Here is a 22,196-nt window from a genome sequence, read left to right as displayed (position 1 = left end):
CGATTTCATACTTTTCTTTTAATACGTTATAAAATTTCGTCTTTCACTTTTTATCAGAATGTTATCTGCATTCCGAAATTCCATACTTTCAACGGGGCCATGTAAGAAGAGAGGGCATTTTCAGGATCAGATCCGGGAAATTTTGTAAAAGTCAGCAGATTCTGTCCCTGCACATAAATACTTCCACGGATACCTAATAACTTTTCCGGGATATCATAAGCCAGTTGCACATTTTTCAAGCGAAAGAAAGAGGCATCGGAAATAGAAACATCACTATAACCGATGTTTGAGTTGGCAGTGATCGCCTGCGTATTTGCGCCGGTTGTTAAACGCTGGAATTTAGGGTTTTCCTTGTTATATGTCCAGTTATCCAACAGATCTCTGCTTACATTTCCGAACATACCGCCGGTAGCACCTCTGTTATAAAAAAAGTTTGTCGCCGTTTTATTTACATATTGAAAAAACACATCCAGATGTAATCTTTTATAAGTAATCGTATTGTTCATCCCAGCTGAATAATTCAGCCCTACATACAACCATTTCTTCCGATCATCATTATGCGTTAAAAATCCATCTTTATTTACATCTTCAAAGGTATAAACGCCCGTTACCGGATCTATTCCTGTATAGGTAAATACTCTTGATACACTCAATGGCATTCCAACTTTATACGTATTGGCATAAGCAGATGATTGCAGTCCCGGATATGAAACCAGTTTATTTCTTGGTCTGGAGAAATTAAAAGCGGTTGTCCAGCTAAAATCTTTTGTTTTAATATTGACAGTATTAATCTCCACCTCTATTCCTTTATTCTCCACTACGGCATCAAGATTGGCTAATACCGTTTCAAATCCTGTCATTACAGGAATAGGCAGGCCAACCAGTTGATTAGACGATTTGTTTTTATAAAAGGATGTTGCTATCATCAACCTGTCGTTGAAAAATCCTAATTCCAATGCCAGTTCTGTTTTCTTATTTGTTTCCCAGCTAAAATCAGGATTATAATGTTTAGTAGGTTTCATTCCGGTTACAGATCCATATCTGTCGGCTGCTGAATAAGTATTCAAAAACTGATAGTCACCGATCTGATCATTTCCTGTGAGTCCGATACTACCTCTAAGCTTAGCGAAACTCAGGAAGGTTATATTCTTCATGAAGTTTTCTTCAGACAGTATCCAGGCAGCACCTATCGCACCGAAGTTGGCGAATTGTTTACCAGGGCCGAACCGGCTTGAACCATCTCTGCGCCCGGTCATATTTACAATATACCTGCGATCCCAATTATAATTTATTCTTCCAAAAACGGCGTTATACTTATAGAGAACATTTTCTGACGATCTTATCCGGTAAGTTACAGCCGATCTCATGTCATAGATAAGTGCGTCACTGGGGAAATTACTTCCATAGGCACTTTCTTTTTTAGAAGTTGATTTTTGAAAAGTTGTTCCCACCAGTACATCGAGGGTACCTTTCCCTATTTCTTTTTTCCAGTTTAGCTGTGGCTCTATAATCCACGAATTACGGTTTCCTTTATTATCATAGGCTGAAGATCGTTCAGCACCAATATCAGGACTAGGCGCATAAATAGTATGTGGGCTTGTAAAATATTCATATACATTATAATCGTTGTATCCAAACCGGCTGCTGAACGTGATCCCATGCCCGAAATCATAATTCAGGCTCATGGTAGCATTTAAAGCTTTGGTATTTGACTCATAAGTTTTATTAAAGATTGCGAGGGGGTTGTTGAATCCGGTTTCCCAGTGTAAAGAACCATCTTCATTGTACATCTGTGGCGAATTGGGAGGCCTGATCATGGCCAATGAATTCGGATCTTCTCCCGGAGCATTATTAAAATCAGTGGAATAATTGATGGTAAGATTAGCTGAGAATTTCTTGTTTTCTGACCGGTGATTCAGGTTCGTATGTACACTGGTTCTCTGATAGCTAAAATCATAAGCTTTCGGAAAAGAGGGTTTTTGTTTCAGGAAAGTTCCGCTGATCAGAAACTGAGTAAGTTCATTTCCGCCTGAAACTGACAGTTGAGAATTCATCCTTGACGATGTACGTCCTGATAGTGTCTCATACCAATTCGTGTACCTTGTAGTATCCCATGCTCCATTAATATCATAAGCTGAAACAGGATAAGTCGTAATACCATCCTGAGCGAACGCTGCTTTCCTCATAGCGATATACTCCTGAGTATTCAGCATTTCTGTACCCATAGTAGGTTTATTGATGCCCGCGTTGAGAGAAAAGTCAAACTTTGTTTTTCCCGCTTTTCCTTTTTTGGTTGAAATCAGAATTACCCCGTTGGCACCGCGCGACCCATATATCGCGGTAGCATCCGCATCTTTTAAAACTTCGATACTTTCAATATCATTCCCATTCAATGTATTCAGTGTACTTAATACACCATAACTACCCATTGCCAACTGACGTGAAACCTGAAAGTCGCCTAAAGATTCAGAAGAAAAAGGTACACCATCAATGATATAGAGGGGATCAGTTCCACCGGCAATGCTATTTCTGCCACGAAGATTTACCTGCACCATATTTCCGGCCATGCCACCGGTTTCAACGATATCCAGTCCGGCAACTCTTCCCTGCAAGGCTCCCAATACATTAATCACTGGCTGACGTTCAATAATTTCTGCAGATACCTTTGTTATATTTCCGGTTTTCTCTTTATCTCTTACAGAATAGTATCCCGCATTCAGCACCACCTGATTGAGTTCTCCGACTTCCACCTGAAGTATAAGATCACCCATGGCAGCAGCAGCTTTCACTTTTAAAGGTTGATATCCCACAAAACTCAGTTCCAGAAAAGCATCATCAGGCACATTTTCGAGCATAAAATAGCCCTTACTATCCGTCACAGTCTGAATAGATTTACCGGAGACCTTTACAGTAGCTCCCTGTAAGGGAATGCCCGACACATCAACCACCCTTCCTCTTACTTCTTTGATAACCGCTAATTCTTCAACCGAAGGGGCTACAACCTTTGGAAGTTTATGATCGTTTCTGACAAGAATAACTGTTGTGCCTTCAATTTTATAATCAATAGGCAGTGTAATGAACATTTTGTTGATCACAGACAAAATATCTTCATCTTTTGCATATACAGATATTTTACCTATCCCTTTAATAGCAGAACCAGTAAAAATAAAGTCATAATCAGCTTGTTGCCTGATTTTCGAGAAAACTTCAATCAGGGTTTTATTCTTCTCATTCAGATTAATTTTCTGAGCATAGGTGTTTGCGGATACCTGAAGAATGGAGATCAATAGAAAGAAGGATACTAATTTCATTATCATCCAATATTTTCTCAAGTTCCTTTGGAGGAACTCAATGTTAGTTTTGGTCATTTTTAGCAGTAATTGAAACAAATCTTACAGGCATAAGAATAACCTGTCATTGCATTTACGCAATAATTACTTAGATTTGTTTAGTTAAACAATTCAACCGGAGAGAGCTTCCACATTCCATCCGGTTGTGATAAATTTTCTGAAAAGGAAATGTTTACACCAGAAGAATTTTTCTTCTGGTTTTTTTATTTATGAAGAAGAGTTTAATGCTATCATTCTTTTAAACAGATTTTAGTTTTGATTTTATTTATTGTAATACATGTATTTTATTCCCCATTACTTTAAATTTCACGGCACCGGTTTTCTCCAGCATGTCTAATAATTCACTTAAAGGTTTATGCCTGCTGATCATTCCCGAAAACACTTCCTTCGTCTTTTCACCTTCAAATATTATACTTACATCGTACCAGTTCTGAACTTCATTTAAAGCCTGATCAATGGTGTATTGATCAAAATAAAAAATTCCATTTCTCCATGCAGTTACCTGATCTGTATTAACATTTATTATTTCAGTCAGTTGTTTATTTTTTACGATTGATTGCTGCCCGGGTTTCAGCAATTCTTTCTTTTCTGCAACATTCACCTCTATCGAACCTTCTACCAGTGTAGTATAGGTTATATTTTGCTGGTAAGTACTGATATTAAATTGTGTTCCCAGTACTTTTACCAGTTGCTGTGGAGTTTTCACAAGAAACGGTTTTCTTTTGGCCGGGTCAGTACTGATAAATTGTTTTGCTACCTCAAAAAAAGCTTCTCCTTCAATTTCTACGTAACGTTCTTCCGCATTGCTTAGGTTTGAACTGTATTTAATACTTGAATTAGCATTCAGCCAGATACGGCTGTTATCAGGTAAAACGACCGCCACAGACTGCCCTTTACCTGTTGAAACGGTATTCCACAAATCTGGGGTAGAAGCATTATCAGTTGTTTTATAAACCAATGTTCCATCCTCAGCACGCGAAACGGCACCTCCTATCTCTTCCAGTTGCAGATCCGGAATACTGTCGTTTAGCTGAACCGTTTTTCCGTTTGACAAACGAAGTGTTATTCCTTCCTGTGCAGGTAAGATATGTTCTCCTTTTGTTACAGGCACGTCAGCTTCATTTCTAAATAAGGTTAAACCTAATACACCCAATCCCACCACCACAATAACTGCCGCCGCAACTCTTAACCAGTTACTGTAAATGCTTTTTCTTACAGGTATTATAAGCTCCTTTTCATCTGATTTCTCTGATTGCCAGATGGCATTCAGTATCATATTTTGCACGTCCCCCTCCAATGGTTCTGCATTTTGCTCATCGGCAAAACTTTCATCAAGCAGTTGCGCTATTACTTCGGCATAGCGGGGATCACGCGCTGCGTCGGCCAGCGCTCTTTTTTCGTCTTCCGTAGCTTCATTTTTCAGTACTTTCTGAAATAAACGAGGCAATTCGTTCATACCGGGTTGACTTTTATCCATCTGAAAATATTTATTCCCTTTTATATGATCCCCGAATTTAAAGTTTGGGGGGCAATTAAGAAAAATTAGTTTCTTTCTGTACTTCCCCAAAAGTTCGAATGTATTTTCTCCGATTCATTGGCCTGGTCGCTAATATTATGTTTTACAGAGATTTTTCAAGAATTACTTTTACCCGGTTGCTTAACATCGTCAAATGAAATTGATCGGTTTCTTCAGCAAAAGCATTCTTTTTAGAGTCAAACATTGTTTTAAGGTCACTCAAATGTTTTTGAATGGTTGTTACCGATTCATATAAGGTGGTATTTTTAGGGTAATAGGTTAACATCAGCTCCCAGTTATCAATGTACTTACGGTGTAGTACTTTTTTTACCTGGCTGATATTACCCGGATTATTCATTTCACTAAATATATAATATTCCACATCGCTCATCAACTCATCAAGAGTATACTGATCTTCTTTAAATTGTTTCGATTTCTCCAGTTTTGAAATTTTTTGCGCTTCGAATAATTTGGCAATCGTCTGATTCTGTAGCGTAGTTAGCAGCTCAAAAGGAGTCTGGTTCATCTGCGTATTGGTAAATGCGGCGGTAAGATTTTTATCCAGGAACCATTCCGGTGTAGTAAAAATATTTTTCCCTATAAATTCAACAGCTCTTTTTTGTTCGGCTTTGCTTACCCATGCACTCAAAACAGGTGAATTGATTTTATTAAAGCTGATCTCAGACCCTCCTACCAATGCTGCTACATGTTCCATGTAGTTTTTCATTTGTATATAAGCTTCTGAGAATACAGCGCGGGCATTTTCATAATTATATTCACCGTTGGGCTCTTTAGTCCATTCAAGTATATTCGGTACTACTTTTTTAAGATTTTTAATGCCGTATTCAGAAGCGAGTACAGGGTCATCTCCTACATCTTCCATTCTTATTCTGTAATCGTCTCTGTAATAATCAATATTCAGATATTTTATAGCGATATTTTTTTTAATTTTTTCATCATACAACTTGTCTAGCTTTTTCTTCTCTTCAACAGGGTTCTCATCGGGATACCATTTGTACAACCATTCTACTGCCCAATGATCATAGAGGCCTACTTTTGGCAGCATGCCCTTTAAACTGATACCGTCTTCAGGCTGGGCAACATAATTATATCGTGAATAATCCATAATCGAATAAGATATACCATTTTCTTCTACCCATTTTTTATTGCGTAAATTTTCAACAGGTATCAGTGAAGAAGAGATGTAATTATGATGAATTCCCAAACAATGACCCATTTCATGCGAAACTACTGACTGCGCAAATGCACCTACCATCGATATTGGCATATTCATAGTTCTGCCATTGGGGTCAGCAGCACCAGCCTGTATCATGTATTGTTTCATATGATGATGCGGGTTACTATGTGGTATGTAAATTTTACTCTGAACAATTTCTCCGCTCCTGAAATCAACCGTCAGATCAGCAGACCCTCCATAACTATCAGAAGCTGCATATACCAGAACATTATACCGGGCAGAAAAGATATTAAAATCTGATTTTTCCTCTTTAACTTCTTTTACTTCAATTACATCTTTAAACCCTGCACCTTCAAAGGTTTTTGACCATGCGGAGATACCGGCTTTCATATACTTTACCAGCTCTGTTGGTGTGGAAGGATCTATATAGTAAACAATCTTTTTCTCAGGAGAAACCAGCTTTCCTTTCAGATAAGCGGGTTTGTCTTTTTCAGCCGGACGAATATCATATCTGTATGCATATTCATTCTTAACAGCATAATAGGGATTGGTACCAAAGTCCCAGAATTTCCGTACATTGAACACCATGGCATTTACATTATAATTTGCCAGGCGTGGCACCATTGGTTTTTCAGAGAGCAGTAAAAATGTGGTATTAAATTCCATAGACCTGAATCCGTTTGTGGTACTGTAAGTTCTGGAAATACGTATATCCAATCCTCTGTCAAAACGCTCTCTGAATAAAAATTCAAATTTCGAATGCTGGCTTTGCCCCACTCCATAAAATTGTTTCATATTATCAGCCAATCCCATATAAATATTATCCTCTGACAAAAAGGTTGTAATATCCATTCTTATTTTTCCCGGAGTTGATTCTGGCAGGGGTTTAAAAGTTGCTATCGTAGCAGGTTTGGAAACTCCTTCTATCGCCTGATATAGCGGTAGAGAAGTATCTGCTATCAACTTCATATTTTTATGATTTACCAATAAAACAGCCCCTTCTCTGTTAAGAATAAATTTCACCTGATTATCGCCAAAAATTTTACCGGCAGACCCGGTAAGGTTTTTCGTAAGATTCATTTCTGGTATTACAGCCCCTTGCGCTACCGTTGTTAAAATTTTAATGTCTCTTCCTATTACAGACTCATCGATGGTCATAATATATTTACCATCTGTTATTTCAATATTTATCGGACCGGCACCCATATCCTGCGATTGAACAGTTAAAGAAGCTGACAGGATTACTATCAATGAAAAGAATTTTTTTAGTATACGCATATGTTATTTTTATAAATACTGCACTCCTTGAGAATGCGAAGATTTTTTTTAGATCGTCTCAACAATAGCAGCTCTTTCATATCCCTTATTCTTAAATCAATGAAACTATGCTAAAACATAAAAGTTAAAACTGCATCAGAAATGCAGGTTTTTATCTGAAATTTCGATAAGCTGTTGAAGATGTATACGCTCACTAGCGGAGGAATATGAATTGATTTTCTTTTTGAATAGTTCAGATAAGTAAAACATATGTTCCTTTACAACTGGCACACATTCAACCATCAATTGATCTTTTGAAAAGGCAGGAAGTAATTGTGCGATCCGCTCCAGATATTTTCGTTGTAAGCGTTTTCTGTCAGCTCCAATTTTTTCAGAACTGGTAATTTCATTGAATAACTGTTCTTCAACGTCAGTCATGAGCTCATTGAAAGTATATCGTTCCTGATCAAGCCGTGAGTTTGTCAATAAAAACGGGATTTTTCTTAAATCAAATAGTGCTTCTATCGTGTAATTCTGAAGGCCAATCAACATTTCGTAAGAACTACTATTAGTATTTGCTGCTGAGAGTGCTGCCGAAGTTTTATTTTCTAAAAGCCATTCTGTATTTTTAAATACATTTTCTCCGATAAAGTTTATCGCTTCTTTTTGCCGCGAAGCTGATACCCATCCTGATATTTGCATTGAATTGATTTTGTTCAGAGTAATCGTTGTACCTCCTATCAGGTTATTTACATGAGTAAGAAAATATTTAAGCTGTAAAAACAATTCCTTATACACTTCCAATGCATTGAAATAATTGTATTCACCAGATTGATCACGTGTCCATTCAAGAATATTCGGTGCAACAAATTTCAGATTTCTTATTCCATATTCAGATGCTTTCAGCGGGTCATCTCCAACATCTTCCATTCTTAAACGATAATCAAATTTTGCGAGATGAATATTTATATGCTGTAGCTCCGGTTGTTTCTTTACCCTGAGATCATAGAGTTTATCCAATTTTTCTTTTTCGGTGGTTGGATTCTGATCGGGGTACCACTTATACAACCATTCAACTGCCCAGTAATCATATTGTCCGATTCCGGGAATCAATCCTTCCCTTCCAATTTTATCTTCCGGCTGAGCTACATAATTGTGACGGGCATAATCCATAATTGAATAAGTAAATCCATTTTTTTCTACCCATTTTTTATTTCGCAGATTTTCTACCGGAATTAATGAAGACGATAAATAGTTATGATGTATACCCAGACAATGCCCCATTTCATGCGACACTACCACTTTCATCAACTCACCTACTAATGAAACAGGCATATGCATACTTCTGGCTTCAATGTCAGAAGCACCTGCCAACACCATGTATCTTTTCATCAGATGATGCGGATTACTATGCGGCCATTGTATTCTGCTGGTGATTACTTCACCGCTTCTGTTATCGATCAACAGATCAGCACTTCCTCCATAACTTTCCGAAGGGTTATACACAAGCGTATTATACCTGGCCGACTGTATGTTAAAATTTCTATCATCATCAGCCACTTCGCGCACCTGAACAGCATTTTTAAACCCTGCCCGCTCAAATGTTTTTGCCCAGGCTGTAATACCTGCTTTCATGTAGGGCAACCATTCCTTTGGTGTTGCCGGCTCGATATAAAAGATAATTGGTTTTACGGGTTCTACCAGTTTACCTTTCAGGTAATGCTGCTCATCTTTTTTTGAGGGATAGAGGTTATACCTGTATGCATATTCATTTCTGACTACATATAAAGGATTGGAAGAATAATCATTAAATGATTGAGTATTGAACCCCATACCTGTTACCCGATAGTCTGCAAAACGGGGAGTCATCGGCTTTTCGCTTAACAATAAAAAAGTGGTATTAACGTCCACACTTTTATTACCTGCGGTAGAATTATATGTTCTGGTAAAGCGAAAATCAATTCCTTCATCAAAACGTTCACGGAATAAAAAAACAGATTTTGCAGGTTGATATTGCAATAGATTGAACATCTTTTTGTAAGGATCGCATATGGCAAAGTAGTCGTTATCTTCCATGATAAAAGAAGTAAAATCAATTCTTATCGTATCAGCAGAAGATGACGCAAGTTGTTCAAAAACGGCCACGATTCCTTCATTCGATATACCTGCAACAGATTTATATAAGGGAGTGTTTACATCAGCTATACGATTCAGATTTGCTGTATTAACCAGTTGAATTCTTTTATCAGCAGCGATAGTAAATTTCGCACTGACAACACTCATCTCTCTTCCGGCCGGAAGTTTTTTATTATCGTACTTATCTGTTACGGCAAAACCTTTAGCAACTCTCGTAACCAGTTTAAATTCTCTGTCAATAACTTTTTTACTAATTTTCAGGATATACTTTCCTGAAGATAACTCCAGATCAAAAGGACCATGACCCATATCCTGACCATATATATCTGAAAAACTTATTACCATTAATAATAGTGATAACAAAACCTTAATCGGCTGCATGAGTTAATTTTTTTTAATCATTCATAAATCATTTTGCAAAGGCATAGAACTACCATCATCGCTATCAACCATTGTTGTGCAATGCAAAAACTATAAGCTTCCGCCAATAACTATATGATCCCGGATAAATAAGAATGGGTGGGTACTCTTAACATTTTTTAGCAAACTGCTATATATATGAAGAATATTATAATGGTAGAATTTTCTTCGAAGTAAACGATACAATATGCCCGTATACTTTTCATGGCCTGAGTGAGATTATATTTAACTGTTTCGGGAGAAACATTTAACAATGCAGCCACTTCATTTCTGCTGTATTGATTCTCTTTTATAAGAAGGTAGGTTTCTTTTTGCTTTAATGGCAAACGGTCAATTGCAGTTTTGAGCAATTGATCATATTGTGCTTCTCTTACTTTCCAGTCAGTTTTTCCTTCACTGATCAGATGTTTTTCAAAAGTGCCGTCTTCCACACTTGAAGTGTTTCTGACATGTTTTGACTGTAGTGCTTTTAAGGTGTAGTTTCTGGCAACAACATAAAGCCAGGCTTCAAAATTTTCTATCCCGGGTAGTGAAGTTCGTTTTAACCAAACTTTCAAAAAGGTATCCTGTACAATTTCTTCGGCAATTTGCTGGCTGCCGGTTATTTTCTTTACAACACCATTTACCTGCTTACTATAATAGGTAAACAGGCGATTGAATGCATTATGATCATCTAATGCAATTTGCTTTAATAAGAGTTTTATATCGCCCGTTTCTTTCAAAATCTGATTCAGTAATTAAGTAGAATAACTTACCAAACTTAGGATTTTTCTTACAAACCAAAAACTATTGACAATACAACACTATTCAAAAAAGGCATTTACAAATCTATATTTAACACATATATTCAACAATAACCTTACTGATAAAAAGTTAATGGGTCAATCAACTCTATCTATTACCCACCATTTCCTGAATTTTCTGGAACGCCCGTTCATAAGCCTCCCGCAAATGCGCTTCGTTTTCTGCGGCTCCATGAGCCTGTACTTTTAAAAGAGTAGAATATTCATCTACCGGTATCAGATTATACATTTCCATCAAACCAAGCGGTTCATCAGGATCAGCAGAAGCCTCTACCATTTCACCATTTTTTACCTTACCTGCTAATACCAGATAAAAATACATCGGTGGTTTTCTCAATACTACATTGGTAGCCCACCCCTCTCTTCTGTCGTTTAAAAACCAAATACTGTCACTGGTTTCTACATCTCCCTGTACAATCGTAGATGGCTCAAATGCTTTTGTCCATTCTCTTAATCCTTCATTCTTAAACATTACATTCCACAAAGCTGTTGCAGTTACATCAAACCGCTGCTGAAAGGTAAATAACTTCATTCCCAACAGGTATAATCTCAATCCCATTTGAATGATACCCGTCCAGCCAAACTCAAAATCAGCGGTTGAAAAACCTTCACCGGCATCGGCAAACTGGTCGGTACCTTCATGAATCAACGACAGCTTAGACCCACCCGACACTTCTTCCAGTAACCAGGTAACGGTACTGGTACCTTTCGAATGATCGGGATGACGCCAGGTATGCTTGATGAAAGTCTGAGGGATGACTTCCAAAAACTCTATTTCGTGTAAATACTTTTGAGCGCCGCTTTCATAAAACTGAATCTTTTTACCCACTACCGGTTCATAGTCCTGAATATCCATATACCACTCTTTCATATTGGCTTTATCGGTAATAGCCTTCCAGACCATTTCTTTTGAAAATGGGAATATCTGCTCAATTCTAATACTCATAATCAAATTTTTTTTACTATATTAACGTAGGTGCGCTTGCAGCATCCACGACATCTTTTCGTGTGCCTGTAACAATCCTACTAAAAAGTCTTCTGTACCCTGATCTTTTAACTTTTCTATTTCGTCGAGAATCGACTTTATGTAAACAATAATTGCTTCGTGGTTAATCAATAGGTCTTTAATTAAAACGCTGCTGTGTGTACCATCCATTTCGCTTTCGAGAATATGAGTCATACTGAGATATTCATTCATAGTACCCACTGAATAATGCCCCAACATTCTTACCCGTTCTGCAATCTGATCTACCCATTCGTCGAGTTCATTATACTGTTTTTCAAAAAAAAGATGCATCGCATGAAAATCGGGCCCTTCCACATTCCAGTGTGCTCTTCTGGTTTTTAACAGTAAAAGTTGCTCATCGGCTAAAATCTGATTTAAAAAGTTTACCACTTCGCGGGTTTCTTCGCTTTGTGCTTTTTTATACTTAGACATAAGGATAGTTTTGTTTAAACTGTTCAATTCCGGTGCCCGACTATATCAATCGGGATTCACTTCATTAACAATCATTTCTTTTCAACAAAACAATCTATTATGTTAAACATTACTGTTGAACTGTGAAATACGTTCTACAGTAAGGTAACATAAAAAAGCCCTCAACGGCAATGCTGGTGAGGGCTGAATAGTATAATAGATGATTTACTTTCTTTTAGCACCAATCCATTTTTGTACGAAAGCTTCCTGTGCTGATGTTTTATTAGTCATTGGTTTGATTACCTGTGCCGGATTAGCTTCGATCTTTAACTTCGATTGAATGGTGTCACCATAAGAAATGAATTCAATGTTTACTGACTCTCCTATTTTCAATGAATTAATTACCTGGTCAAGGTCTTCCTTCTTTTTAACAGTTACTCCATTCACACTAATGATTTCGTCTCCCACATCCAAACCTGCATCATACAAAGGAGTAAATTTTCGGGTCGCCGTCTCTACTACTAAACCGGTTTTGCCTGGTCTGAACATTCCACCACCGATCCAGTTACTATTTTCAGACATCAAAGCGAGTTCATAACCTGCCTGATTCAGTAAAGTACTATAATTAATCGGGCGGCTGTTATATACATAATCATTAAAAAACTTTTGTGCGAAAGATTTATTGGTAATCGACTCCAATACTTTTTCTACATCTGGTAATGTATAAGGAATTTCTGTTTTTCCGTGTTTTACCCACAATGCAGTCATAAAATCGTCGAGTGTTTTATTAAATTGTGATCTTAGTTGTAAATCTAAAGCCAGACCCAACGCTCCACCATGTGAATAATAAGAGCTGAACATATTCTGATAGTTTGTTTCATCAACAGCCACACCTGCATCTACAAATACAGCACGCTGACTATTTTCTACTGCAGAATACTTTCCACCTGGTGCAGACTCTTTTGAATTGATCAGACCGTTCATACTTCTTAGAAACACTTCAGGTGTCATTAAACCTGCTCTTGTCATAATTACAGAAGTGTAATACTGCGTAAACCCTTCTGCCAACCATAATGCTTCACTCATGTTTACCTGATCGTACTGAAATGGTTCTAAACTTTTCGGACGGATTCTTTCTACGTTCCATGCATGGAAGAACTCATGCGCAAAAGTTCCCATAAAAGAGTTAGAACCATCGAATTGGCGTCTGGAGTTAACGATTGTAGAGTTTCTGTGCTCCATACCATCTCCCTGAATGTAAGGATTCAGGCTGGCGATGAAAGTAAACTTACCATTATCAAATTCTGGTACTTCTCCAAAAATAGCGATTGATTCATCCACCACTTTTTTCAGGTTATTCGTAAAGCTGTCGATGGCAACGGCCGGAGCATCTGCTTCCAGCGCCAACTCAATCGTATAAGTTTTACCATTCGGATTTTTAACCGTCCAGTTTCTCCAATGTAACTTTCCTACCTTAATAGGAGAATCCATAAAATACTGGAAATTCGGCGCAGTAAATACTTCTTTTTTAGCAGTCGGGAATAATTGTGACGCTACACTCCACCCTTCAGGCAGGTTTTTGAATTCAACACTGACCGGAGTCTGGTCTAAACCACGCACCCAGATAAAACTCGCAGGAATATTTAACTGATAACCATTACGGGCAATACCGGCATAAGTACCGTCTGCCCTGTTGGCAAATAAAGTATAAGTTAGTTTAATAGTGGCTGCATTTTTCACTTTATAAGCATTGGAGGCAGATTTTACCACTGTTAAAGGATTATTTTTTGCGTCGACAGCTCTTACATTATACACGTTTTTCGCAAATTCATGGGTTGCATATCTTCCCGGAGAAGCTTTACTCATTACAAATTCCACACTATCAGTTTTTGCGCCTTGTACAGTCACTGTGATTTCAGCCTCATGGTGGGCTGCATTCGGTGCTTCTACTGTATAATAAATTGATTGAGCGCTGGCGAATACCGGCAAACATAACAAACATAAAAAGAGAGATCGCATACTGGGTTTTTCAGATGAAGTTAATGAAATTATAGCTTTTAAACACTGCTTTTGTACAGAACCTGATAAGTTTATGTATTAAACAGCCGGATGATGCGGTTGGTGGCGATCACGCTGGTACGACCCCTTCAGGGTCGGCTCCGCGTTGTTACGAGGTTATAAATGTTAGACCCCTTCGGGGTCTGAGCAACAGCATGAAAGATCTACTGCTTCCTTTAGTATGATTTCAAGATATTTACTGCCGGATTCTAAACCTATAAAACATTACAGGGAATATCGAAGCTTAAACGGAGTGATAGAGATAAAAAAGTATTCACTAAATTCTACAGAATCCGGTACCGGAATCCCGAAGGGATTCTATCTTTATAACAAAATCTGCTATTTATTGTTACATTCACTATAATTAAAGCTTTTTTTATGATGGAATTAATTGCGCAACCCTGGCCCTGGTACGTGGGAGGTGCGTTGGTAGCATTCATCATGCTATTATTGATTGTTTTAGGAAAGACTTTCGGGTTTTCATCCAACTTCAGAACCATTTGTGCCGCGCTCGGGGCCGGTAAATCAGTCAGTTTTTTTAAATACGACTGGAAAGCTCAAAAATGGAACCTGTTATTTCTTGCCGGCACCGTTATCGGCGGATATATCGGCGCTTATTGGCTGTCGGACGTACAGGTACCGGATGTTTCGTCTGCCACTATTCAGGACCTCAGAAACCTGGGCTTCCGCAGTGTAGGTACAACTTATGCACCTCCTGAAATTTTTGACAGCCTTTCTGTTAGAAATGTGTTGATTTTATTGGTTGGTGGATTACTGGTTGGCTTCGGCACCCGTTATGCGGGAGGTTGTACATCCGGTCATGCCATTACCGGTTTAAGCAGTCTGCAGTTACCTTCATTGATTGCAGTAATCGGATTCTTCATCGGTGGATTACTGATGGTTCATGTATTATTTCCTTTAATATTCCAGTAATGAAAAATATAATCGTTTTATTGTTAGGCACTTTGTTTGGAGTGGTGATGTTTAAAGCTGAAGCAGCTTCCTGGTTCCGTATCTATGAAATGTTTAAATTTCAATCTTTTCATATGTATGGCTTTATCGGAACCGCACTTTTTATCGGTGTTATTGGCGTACAGCTGATCAAAAGAAAAAAATTAAAAGATATTGACGGTCAACCGATCGAAATGCCACCAAAAGAAAAAGGTATTCCCCGTTATCTGATCGGAGGAACTTTATTCGGAATGGGCTGGGCGTTGATCGGAGCCTGCCCGGGCCCCATGTTTGTAATGTTAGGAACAGGGTTATTCACTATGGGAATTGCTATTTTCGGAGCAATTTTAGGAACCTATATCTACGGATTAATCCGTCATCATTTACCACATTAAATTTGAAGCATATGAAATCGAGTTTTGCAGACTTAATTAAAAGTGAGATTCCGGTAATCGTAGATTTTCATGCTACCTGGTGCGGGCCTTGTAAAATGCAGGCACCCATATTGAGTGAATTGAAAGCAGATCTCGCTGATAAAGTAAAAATTATCAAAATAGACGTTGATCAGAACCAGCCTCTGGCCTCACAATTAGGCATTAGCGGCGTACCGACACTGATCATTTATCAAAACGGTGAACAAAAGTGGAGACGATCTGGCGTTACTCCTAAGCACGAGTTAAAACAGATCATTGAAAATTTATAGAGAATTACCGATAGTCAAGAATATCTTCTATATTTTAAAATACTATTAAACATGAAGGAAATGAAGAAAAGAACGCAATGAAAAATAACATAGTTTAACATTGCCACCTTCATTTTCTTCATCTTTTTCACCCAGGCAAATTCTTAATTAAGAATATCATACCATCCCGATTGATTTCAGAAAATCCGCTTTAAAGTTATTTCCGATAGGCAATTCTGTATTTTGAATAAAAATACGGTTGCCTTCCAAATGGCCGATATGCATTTTATTGATTACATAAGAGCGGTGTATCCGTATAAAATTCCGCGATGATAATCCTTCTACAAACTGTGTAAAACTTACAGCCGGCATCAATTTATGCTGAACCGTATATACTTTTGTGTAATTTCCACAGGCTTCAGCATACAGTATATCATGATACATTACTTTAAAAATCTTTCCATCCGACTTTAAAAAAGTAAAATCTTCTGATTCAGTTACGCCAGGTTTCACCTCTAATCTTGATTTTACTTTATCTACTGCTACAATGAACCGCTCCAAAGAAAACGGCTTCAGCAAATAATCCGTTACATCCAGGTTAAATGCTTCATGCGCAAATTCTTTATACGCTGTTGTAAGAATTACCAATGGGGGTTCCTTTAATGTTTTCAGAAAAGATAGCCCATCCAGTTCAGGCATATTTATATCCAGAAACAACAGGTCAATAGGATGTTGCTGAAGCAGGTCACGGGCTTCCAGTGCATTCGAAGCATTCGCCACTACCTGCAGTTCAGGTAAAAAACCGGCGTACCGGTTTACAATATCCCTGGCGATCGGTTCATCGTCTACAACAAGGCAGGTAATGATCATATGCTTATGAATGTTTTAAATGTAAAGTAACTTTATACTGATCCGGCTCTTTACTTATGTGCCAGTCATACTTATCAGGATATAACAACTCGAGTCTTTTTTGTACATTTTCTAAACCAAGTCCACTGTAATCTCTCTCTCTTTCCATCGCCAATCCCTGATGTTCATTACGGGAGTTATAACTATTAGTGACAGAAAATAAAATATCTTTTCCAAAAGTCTTTAACACAATCGATATATACAGTTTATCCGTAGTAGTATTTTTAGCATGCTTAAAAGCATTTTCAATAAAAACGATCAACAACAACGGCGGAATAACAATCTTTCTATCCGTCACCTGTTCTATTTCAGTATGCAGATCGATACGGCTGCCAACGCGTAATTTTTCAAATTCGATATAGTTATTAATGTACCCTATTTCATCAGAGAGTGGTACATACATTGTTTTTGCTTCATAAACGGCATATCTCAATAAATCAGACAATCGCAACAATAAATTGGGAATTTTAACCGGTTCTGCCAGAGAAATTCCATAAAGATTATTCAATGTGTTGAATAAAAAGTGAGGACTCAGCTGAGATTGTAAAAAATGCAACTCAGACAAGCTCTGAGCAGCAGACGCTTTAGCAACTTGTATTTCATTGTTCACAGAAAATCGCGCTAACCTTACCAATAACCCCGCTGAAATACCAACAGCAACCACCCATATCCACGAAATCAACAGATTAATCGGCAGGTTTCTGATAGAGTGGCGTCTTATATATAAAGACTGAGCGTGGAAAAAAAGAATAATCAGTCCGACTAAAACAATTCCGATTAACCAGTAAAATGTAACAGCGGTCACTTTTCTTCTTCCATCAACATATATACGCGATACATACCATCCCAGCAATACGCTTCCAAGCAGAAGAAAATAAAGTGCGAAGGTTAATGGTCCATGATCGCCGTCCTTCATCAGATCCGCATAAGGCTCTAAAAGAAAGGCAAACACAATAAACGAAAGTACAAAGTAAAGCACCCACTGGCCTATTATTTTTGTTTTCATGCTATAGTAATTTAGTTTAACCCTTAATAATGAAGTAAAACTATATTTTCCCAATCACGGATTATAAAAATAATGACGAATGACCACTAATTCGTGACCAACCTGTTTTTTCGTTCTTGTTTCTGACGAAAAAGAGCAGATTAAGGTGCGCTCCCGCTGATAAGATTCAGGTAAACGAATAAATATTGATGTATTTAACAGAATGTAGAAAAAGAGGCTAAAACTCTGACAGTAGAAAACAGCAACCAATACAGGTATCTGCACAAGAGGAATTACAGGAAATGTAACAGTCAGTTATTACATTTCCCTGTAAAAAAGATCAGGGCTATACTAATAATATACGAAAAAAAGACGACTTTTCCAAAGAAAGCTTATTCCACCGCTCTGCGTCTTTCATCCTGAAGTTTTTTTCTGCGCAATAAATAGCCGCATATAATTAACACAACAGCAATAAAGCCGAATATGATATGTATTTTTTTGGTAAATCCTAATAGCACTACCTGTGCAGCGATCCATAAGTACAATACAATTCCCTGTATAATAATACCCTTTTCAGCCCATCGTGAGCGCATGGTTAATGCAAACAATACCACTGTACTGAAAACTCCATTCAATAATAACAGCAGGATGCCCGGAATCAGAAAATCATCAAAAGGTGAATTTTTGAGAATACTGGCAGGAATACCCAATTTACTGCCATCAGGCTCAATGATCAAAGCAAAACCGCCGGCCAGGGCACCAATGGCATTAATGACCAAAAAAATGATCGAAAGTGTACGTAAAAAGTTGGTTATCATAATAAATTTTAAAATAATCAGGAAGTTATAAAAAAAACAGGTAATTATTGTTTTCATCTACAGAACGTATAATTTCCAATAATTTGTATTTTTTTCCTAAAAAACTAATCAATAAGTTTATCTCCTAATTAATTAGTAGTTATATTTGATAAAATTATTGTAATGCAAAAACTAGCTCCAAGAGAAGAACAGATCATGCAGGCTTTCTGGAAGTTGGAAAAAGCTTTTATCAAAGAAATTATTCCTGAACTACCTGATCCTAAGCCACACTATAACTCGGTGGCTACAATTGTAAAGATTCTTGAAGAAAAAGGATTTTTATCACACGAGGTATGGGGTAACATGTATAAATATTATCCTTTGTTTTCAAAAGAAGAGTATCAGAAGCATGCTATGAAAGACGTGATGGAACGTTTATTCGATAATTCGTCTTCGCAGATGCTGGCTTTTTTTGCCAAAGAAGAACAGCTTTCAGAAAAAGAAATCAATGAGATTCTACAGCTCATAAAAAGTAATAAGAAATGATCACCTACTTTTTACAAGCAGGCGTTATTCTTACGGCGGGAGCCATTTTGTACAGATATTTTCTGTACAAAGAAACCTTCTATCAACTCAACCGATTTGTATTACTGATCAGTATTATAGCGGCATTTACACTTCCGCTCATTCCCTTACCTGAAACCTTATCCCTTAAAAATCTTGTTTCCCGCCCCTTCAATACATGGGTAAACGGATCGTCAGAACTGATGATTATTTACCAATGGTTATCTGCAATTTACTGGGGCGGTGTGATTATTTTTTTGCTCAATACTTTCATTCAATTCGGAACACTCATTTATCAACGATTAAAGTATCCTGTAATCCGCGATAAAGAATATAGTATTGTTGAACTGACGGGCAACAAAGCCCCTTTTTCTTTCGGAAAAACCATCTTCATCAACCCGGCTCTTTATGACTGGGAAACTTATGAAATGATTCTTTTACATGAAAAAGAACATATCCGCCAACGTCATAGTTTTGACCTTGTGTTAGCAGAATGCATGCTCGCATTACAATGGTGGAACCCTTTTGCCTGGAAACTTTACCGCTCTGTTGCTGTTAATATTGAGTTTTTAACTGACGATACGGTACTGCAGAAACATAAAGTAAACAAAAGTGATTATCAATTCAACTTATTACAGGTAGCTGCTCCTAACAGCACTTTACAGATGGCAAATGCTTATAATCAATCCGTACTAAAAAAACGAATGATTATGATGAACCGGCAACGGTCTAACACACATGTTTTCTGGAAATATTTTATTTACATCCCTATCTGGTTTTTGCTGATGGCATTTATGAATGAGGTAATTCCTCAGGTAAAACCTATATTAATTTCTAAACCCTCCAGTGATGTAAATATCAGTAAAACTGAAGGGAGTAAGCCGATAATTACACAAAATGACAGTATACCTCAAAAGCAATTACCACTTATCCAAAAGCAGCTATCAGTAAACAGGCAAACGGCTAAACCGGTTGAAGCGGAAATAGAATCTCCTCTTACCGAAGAACCGCCTGTTTCAAAAGAAATAAAAGAAGTTAAGCCGGATACAAGTCATACGCCTGTACAGGAAACCAAACCTATCGAAAAAAAGACTATTACAGAATTTCCGGTAAACCAAAGATTATCCATTACCGATCTTGACCGGTTAAAAAAAGCAGGTGTAACATTGCCGGTTATCCAGTCTTATTCGGCTATCGGACTTTCAGATCTCTCGGCAGATGAAATTCTTTTATTGAGGAAAAATGATATCAGTGCACCAGTAATTAAAAGCTATTGGGATATTAATTATTATGACCGGTCACTCAAGACTATATTATTTTTCAGAAAAAATAATATAACCGCCCCGGTTATTGATTCATATATAAAAACCGGCTATCAGTTTCTATCGCCTGAAAACATTGTTGAATTACGCAAGGGAAAAATAATTGCGCCTGTTTTACAGGATTACATGCAGGCCGGATATGCAAATCTTGCTCCTTCGGTTTATATTGAATTGAAAAAAGAGAATATTACTCCTGTATATATCAGAAGCTTTCAGCAACTCGGCTTCAAAGACATATCAGTAGAAACACTCAAAAAACTAAAAAAACAAAAAATAACTTCGGTAAATATACAAACCCTGATGCAGAACGGATATGTGCATGATAATCTGGAAGCCTATATACCGAAAAATAAATAACTACTTTTTACCCCATAGTAATCTCTTACAACTATAGTATCATTTTTTAAACACTAAATCATTCAAATATGCAACATCTGTTGAAAAGGTATTCTCATACCTTAATGTTACTGCTATGCGCTTTATCAACGGCCGGTATACTTAGCGCGCAAACAAAAGGAACTGTTACAATTAAAGGAGAAACTGTTGAACGTAATAGCAGGGTAGTTTACCTTTTACCGAAAACAATGACAATACGGTCTGATGAAAAAATCAGTATACCGATCAGAAATAACCGATTCGAATACACTTTTACTCCTCCAAACATGGAGACTTACGAACTGGTTTTTCAGGATGAATATGAAGAGGGCACCTGGTTTGCTATTAACTTTTTTCCGGATTCAAGCACGCTGTTAATGAAGTTATATCCCAAAGAAAAAAACGCTCGTAATTTAATTATCGGAGGAGCTTACAATCGAGCTTACAATCAGATAAAACAACAGTTAGACGATAACTTTAGTACAGTTGAAAAAATCAATGCTGACTATTTCAGTAAACTTAGCGAAGAGCAAAAATATAGCCTTGAATTTATAGCAACTTTAAAAGAATTGAGGACCAGAAAAAAAGATGAACCGGTGGTGCCTATTTATGAAAAAATGGAAACGCTCAGAAAAACCGGAGCACACCTGTCTGATACCGGAAAAGTATGGATGAACCGGTTAGACAGTATAGCAAAAGCAAAACTTGCTTTCAAGTATAATATAATATCCACTACTCCCCACCCCGCTCATTTCTATTTAATTTATGAAGACCTTTTGTATAGAGTGAACGATCATAAAGATTTATTATCGATGTTTGATAATGCCGTAATAAAGTATAGCGAACTTTACCCCGACATGGTATATACCGCGCTCACCACAGAGAAAATGAATAGCCTTAAAAATATCTACCCGGGTAAAAATTTCATTGATGTAACGGCTGAACAGGTAAATGGAGATACTATATTATTATCTTCACTCATGAAACATAAAATCACCTTGCTGAATTTATGGGGCTCATGGTGTGGACCGTGTATTGAAAAAACACAAAAAGTAAAACCATTGTATGATCAGTATCAATCAAAAGGCTTTGGCATTATTGGTATCGCCCGTGAGTTTAAAGATACGAAAGCCATGTATAACAGAATTCAGAAAGACAATTACAACTGGGTAAATCTGATCGAGCTAAACGATCGGTTTGGTATATGGAATAAATACGGGATTCAGAATGCAGCAGGTATGCAATTGTTGGTAGACGAACAGGGGAAAATCCTGATAGTGAATCCGACTGCTGAAGAAGTAGAACAGGTATTGAAAAAACAATTAAACTAAAAACTAAATAGTGAAGGAATTAAGAATACACTTGTTGACGGCTTCTTAATTTCTTCTATGTTTGAAATGGTAATGGGGAAACATGAAGAAAATGAAGGGAATGAAGAGGAATTAACTTCGGCAAC

Annotated in this window: 17 protein-coding genes; 6 read left to right on the top strand and 11 right to left on the bottom strand. The window is 37.3% G+C overall.

The window, feature by feature from the left end; all coding sequences use genetic code 11:
- Positions 1-53: 53 nt before the first annotated feature.
- The 8 genes from D9O48_RS17975 to D9O48_RS17940 all read right to left on the bottom strand — a co-directional run bounded on the left by D9O48_RS17975 (position 54) and on the right by D9O48_RS17940 (position 14,116).
- Entirely contained in the window at positions 54-3,311 is a 3,258-nt protein-coding gene (locus tag D9O48_RS17975; RefSeq protein ID WP_158624937.1) for a SusC/RagA family TonB-linked outer membrane protein, read from the bottom strand.
- Between the two features lie 304 nt (positions 3,312-3,615).
- Entirely contained in the window at positions 3,616-4,827 is a 1,212-nt protein-coding gene (locus D9O48_RS17970; RefSeq protein ID WP_126974384.1) for a FecR family protein, read from the bottom strand.
- 142 nt (positions 4,828-4,969) lie between these two features.
- On the bottom strand, positions 4,970-7,342 hold the full coding sequence (locus tag D9O48_RS17965) for a zinc-dependent metalloprotease (RefSeq protein ID WP_126974383.1): 2,373 nt from the start codon (positions 7,340-7,342) through the stop codon (positions 4,970-4,972).
- A 135-nt stretch (positions 7,343-7,477) separates the two neighbouring features.
- Positions 7,478-9,838: a zinc-dependent metalloprotease gene (locus tag D9O48_RS17960; RefSeq protein WP_126974382.1), complete on the bottom strand. Its 2,361-nt coding sequence runs from the start codon at positions 9,836-9,838 to the stop codon at positions 7,478-7,480.
- Between the two features lie 158 nt (positions 9,839-9,996).
- The gene (locus D9O48_RS17955; RefSeq protein WP_158624936.1) at positions 9,997-10,599 is read right to left on the bottom strand and encodes an RNA polymerase sigma factor; all 603 of its coding nucleotides are present in this window, start codon (positions 10,597-10,599) and stop codon (positions 9,997-9,999) included.
- Positions 10,600-10,768: 169 nt separating this feature from the next.
- A complete protein-coding gene (locus D9O48_RS17950; RefSeq protein ID WP_126974380.1) occupies positions 10,769-11,626 on the bottom strand; it encodes an SRPBCC family protein in 858 nt (285 codons plus the stop codon).
- A 21-nt stretch (positions 11,627-11,647) separates the two neighbouring features.
- Positions 11,648-12,118 (bottom strand): Dps family protein, encoded by a 471-nt coding sequence (locus tag D9O48_RS17945; RefSeq protein WP_126974379.1) that lies wholly within the window; start codon positions 12,116-12,118, stop codon positions 11,648-11,650.
- 204 nt (positions 12,119-12,322) lie between these two features.
- Positions 12,323-14,116 carry a M61 family metallopeptidase gene (locus tag D9O48_RS17940; RefSeq protein WP_126974378.1) on the bottom strand — a complete coding sequence of 598 codons (1,794 nt, stop codon included), beginning with the start codon at positions 14,114-14,116 and terminating at the stop codon, positions 12,323-12,325.
- 417 nt (positions 14,117-14,533) lie between these two features.
- Between D9O48_RS17940 and D9O48_RS17935 the strand changes: the two genes are divergently transcribed.
- Genes D9O48_RS17935 through trxA form a run of 3 tightly spaced genes read left to right on the top strand, consistent with a single transcriptional unit; the run spans position 14,534 to position 15,809 of the window.
- Positions 14,534-15,088, top strand: a complete 555-nt coding sequence (locus D9O48_RS17935; RefSeq protein ID WP_199750615.1) for a YeeE/YedE family protein — start codon at positions 14,534-14,536, stop codon at positions 15,086-15,088.
- Positions 15,088-15,501, top strand: a complete 414-nt coding sequence (locus tag D9O48_RS17930) for a DUF6691 family protein (RefSeq protein ID WP_126974377.1) — start codon at positions 15,088-15,090, stop codon at positions 15,499-15,501. Before D9O48_RS17935 ends, D9O48_RS17930 begins: the two co-directional genes overlap by 1 nt.
- Positions 15,502-15,512: 11 nt before the next feature.
- Positions 15,513-15,809 carry a thioredoxin gene (gene trxA, locus D9O48_RS17925; protein WP_126974376.1) on the top strand — a complete coding sequence of 99 codons (297 nt, stop codon included), beginning with the start codon at positions 15,513-15,515 and terminating at the stop codon, positions 15,807-15,809.
- A 156-nt stretch (positions 15,810-15,965) separates the two neighbouring features.
- Here trxA and D9O48_RS17920 read toward each other — a convergent pair whose 3' ends face one another.
- The 3 genes from D9O48_RS17920 to D9O48_RS17910 all read right to left on the bottom strand — a co-directional run bounded on the left by D9O48_RS17920 (position 15,966) and on the right by D9O48_RS17910 (position 18,500).
- Complete coding sequence (locus tag D9O48_RS17920; RefSeq protein ID WP_126974375.1) at positions 15,966-16,658, bottom strand: LytR/AlgR family response regulator transcription factor; 693 nt, start codon at positions 16,656-16,658, stop codon at positions 15,966-15,968.
- A 4-nt stretch (positions 16,659-16,662) separates the two neighbouring features.
- Positions 16,663-17,703 carry a sensor histidine kinase gene (locus tag D9O48_RS17915; RefSeq protein WP_126974374.1) on the bottom strand — a complete coding sequence of 347 codons (1,041 nt, stop codon included), beginning with the start codon at positions 17,701-17,703 and terminating at the stop codon, positions 16,663-16,665.
- Positions 17,704-18,074: 371 nt separating this feature from the next.
- Entirely contained in the window at positions 18,075-18,500 is a 426-nt protein-coding gene (locus D9O48_RS17910) for a hypothetical protein (protein ID WP_126974373.1), read from the bottom strand.
- Between the two features lie 162 nt (positions 18,501-18,662).
- Between D9O48_RS17910 and D9O48_RS17905 the strand changes: the two genes are divergently transcribed.
- From D9O48_RS17905 to D9O48_RS17895, 3 genes are all read left to right on the top strand, one after another.
- Entirely contained in the window at positions 18,663-19,025 is a 363-nt protein-coding gene (locus D9O48_RS17905) for a BlaI/MecI/CopY family transcriptional regulator (protein WP_126974372.1), read from the top strand.
- On the top strand, positions 19,022-20,722 hold the full coding sequence (locus D9O48_RS17900; protein WP_126974371.1) for a M56 family metallopeptidase: 1,701 nt from the start codon (positions 19,022-19,024) through the stop codon (positions 20,720-20,722). The genes D9O48_RS17905 and D9O48_RS17900 overlap by 4 nt, the downstream gene beginning before the upstream one ends.
- A gap of 68 nt (positions 20,723-20,790) precedes the next feature.
- On the top strand, positions 20,791-22,071 hold the full coding sequence (locus tag D9O48_RS17895; RefSeq protein WP_126974370.1) for a TlpA family protein disulfide reductase: 1,281 nt from the start codon (positions 20,791-20,793) through the stop codon (positions 22,069-22,071).
- The last annotated feature ends 125 nt before the right edge of the window (positions 22,072-22,196 follow it).

The organism is Gynurincola endophyticus (assembly GCF_003991195.1).
GTDB lineage: Bacteria > Bacteroidota > Bacteroidia > Chitinophagales > Chitinophagaceae > Gynurincola > Gynurincola endophyticus.
The sequence above is the reverse complement of the archived record's forward strand: the minus strand, read 5'-3'. Positions and strand labels throughout refer to the sequence as shown.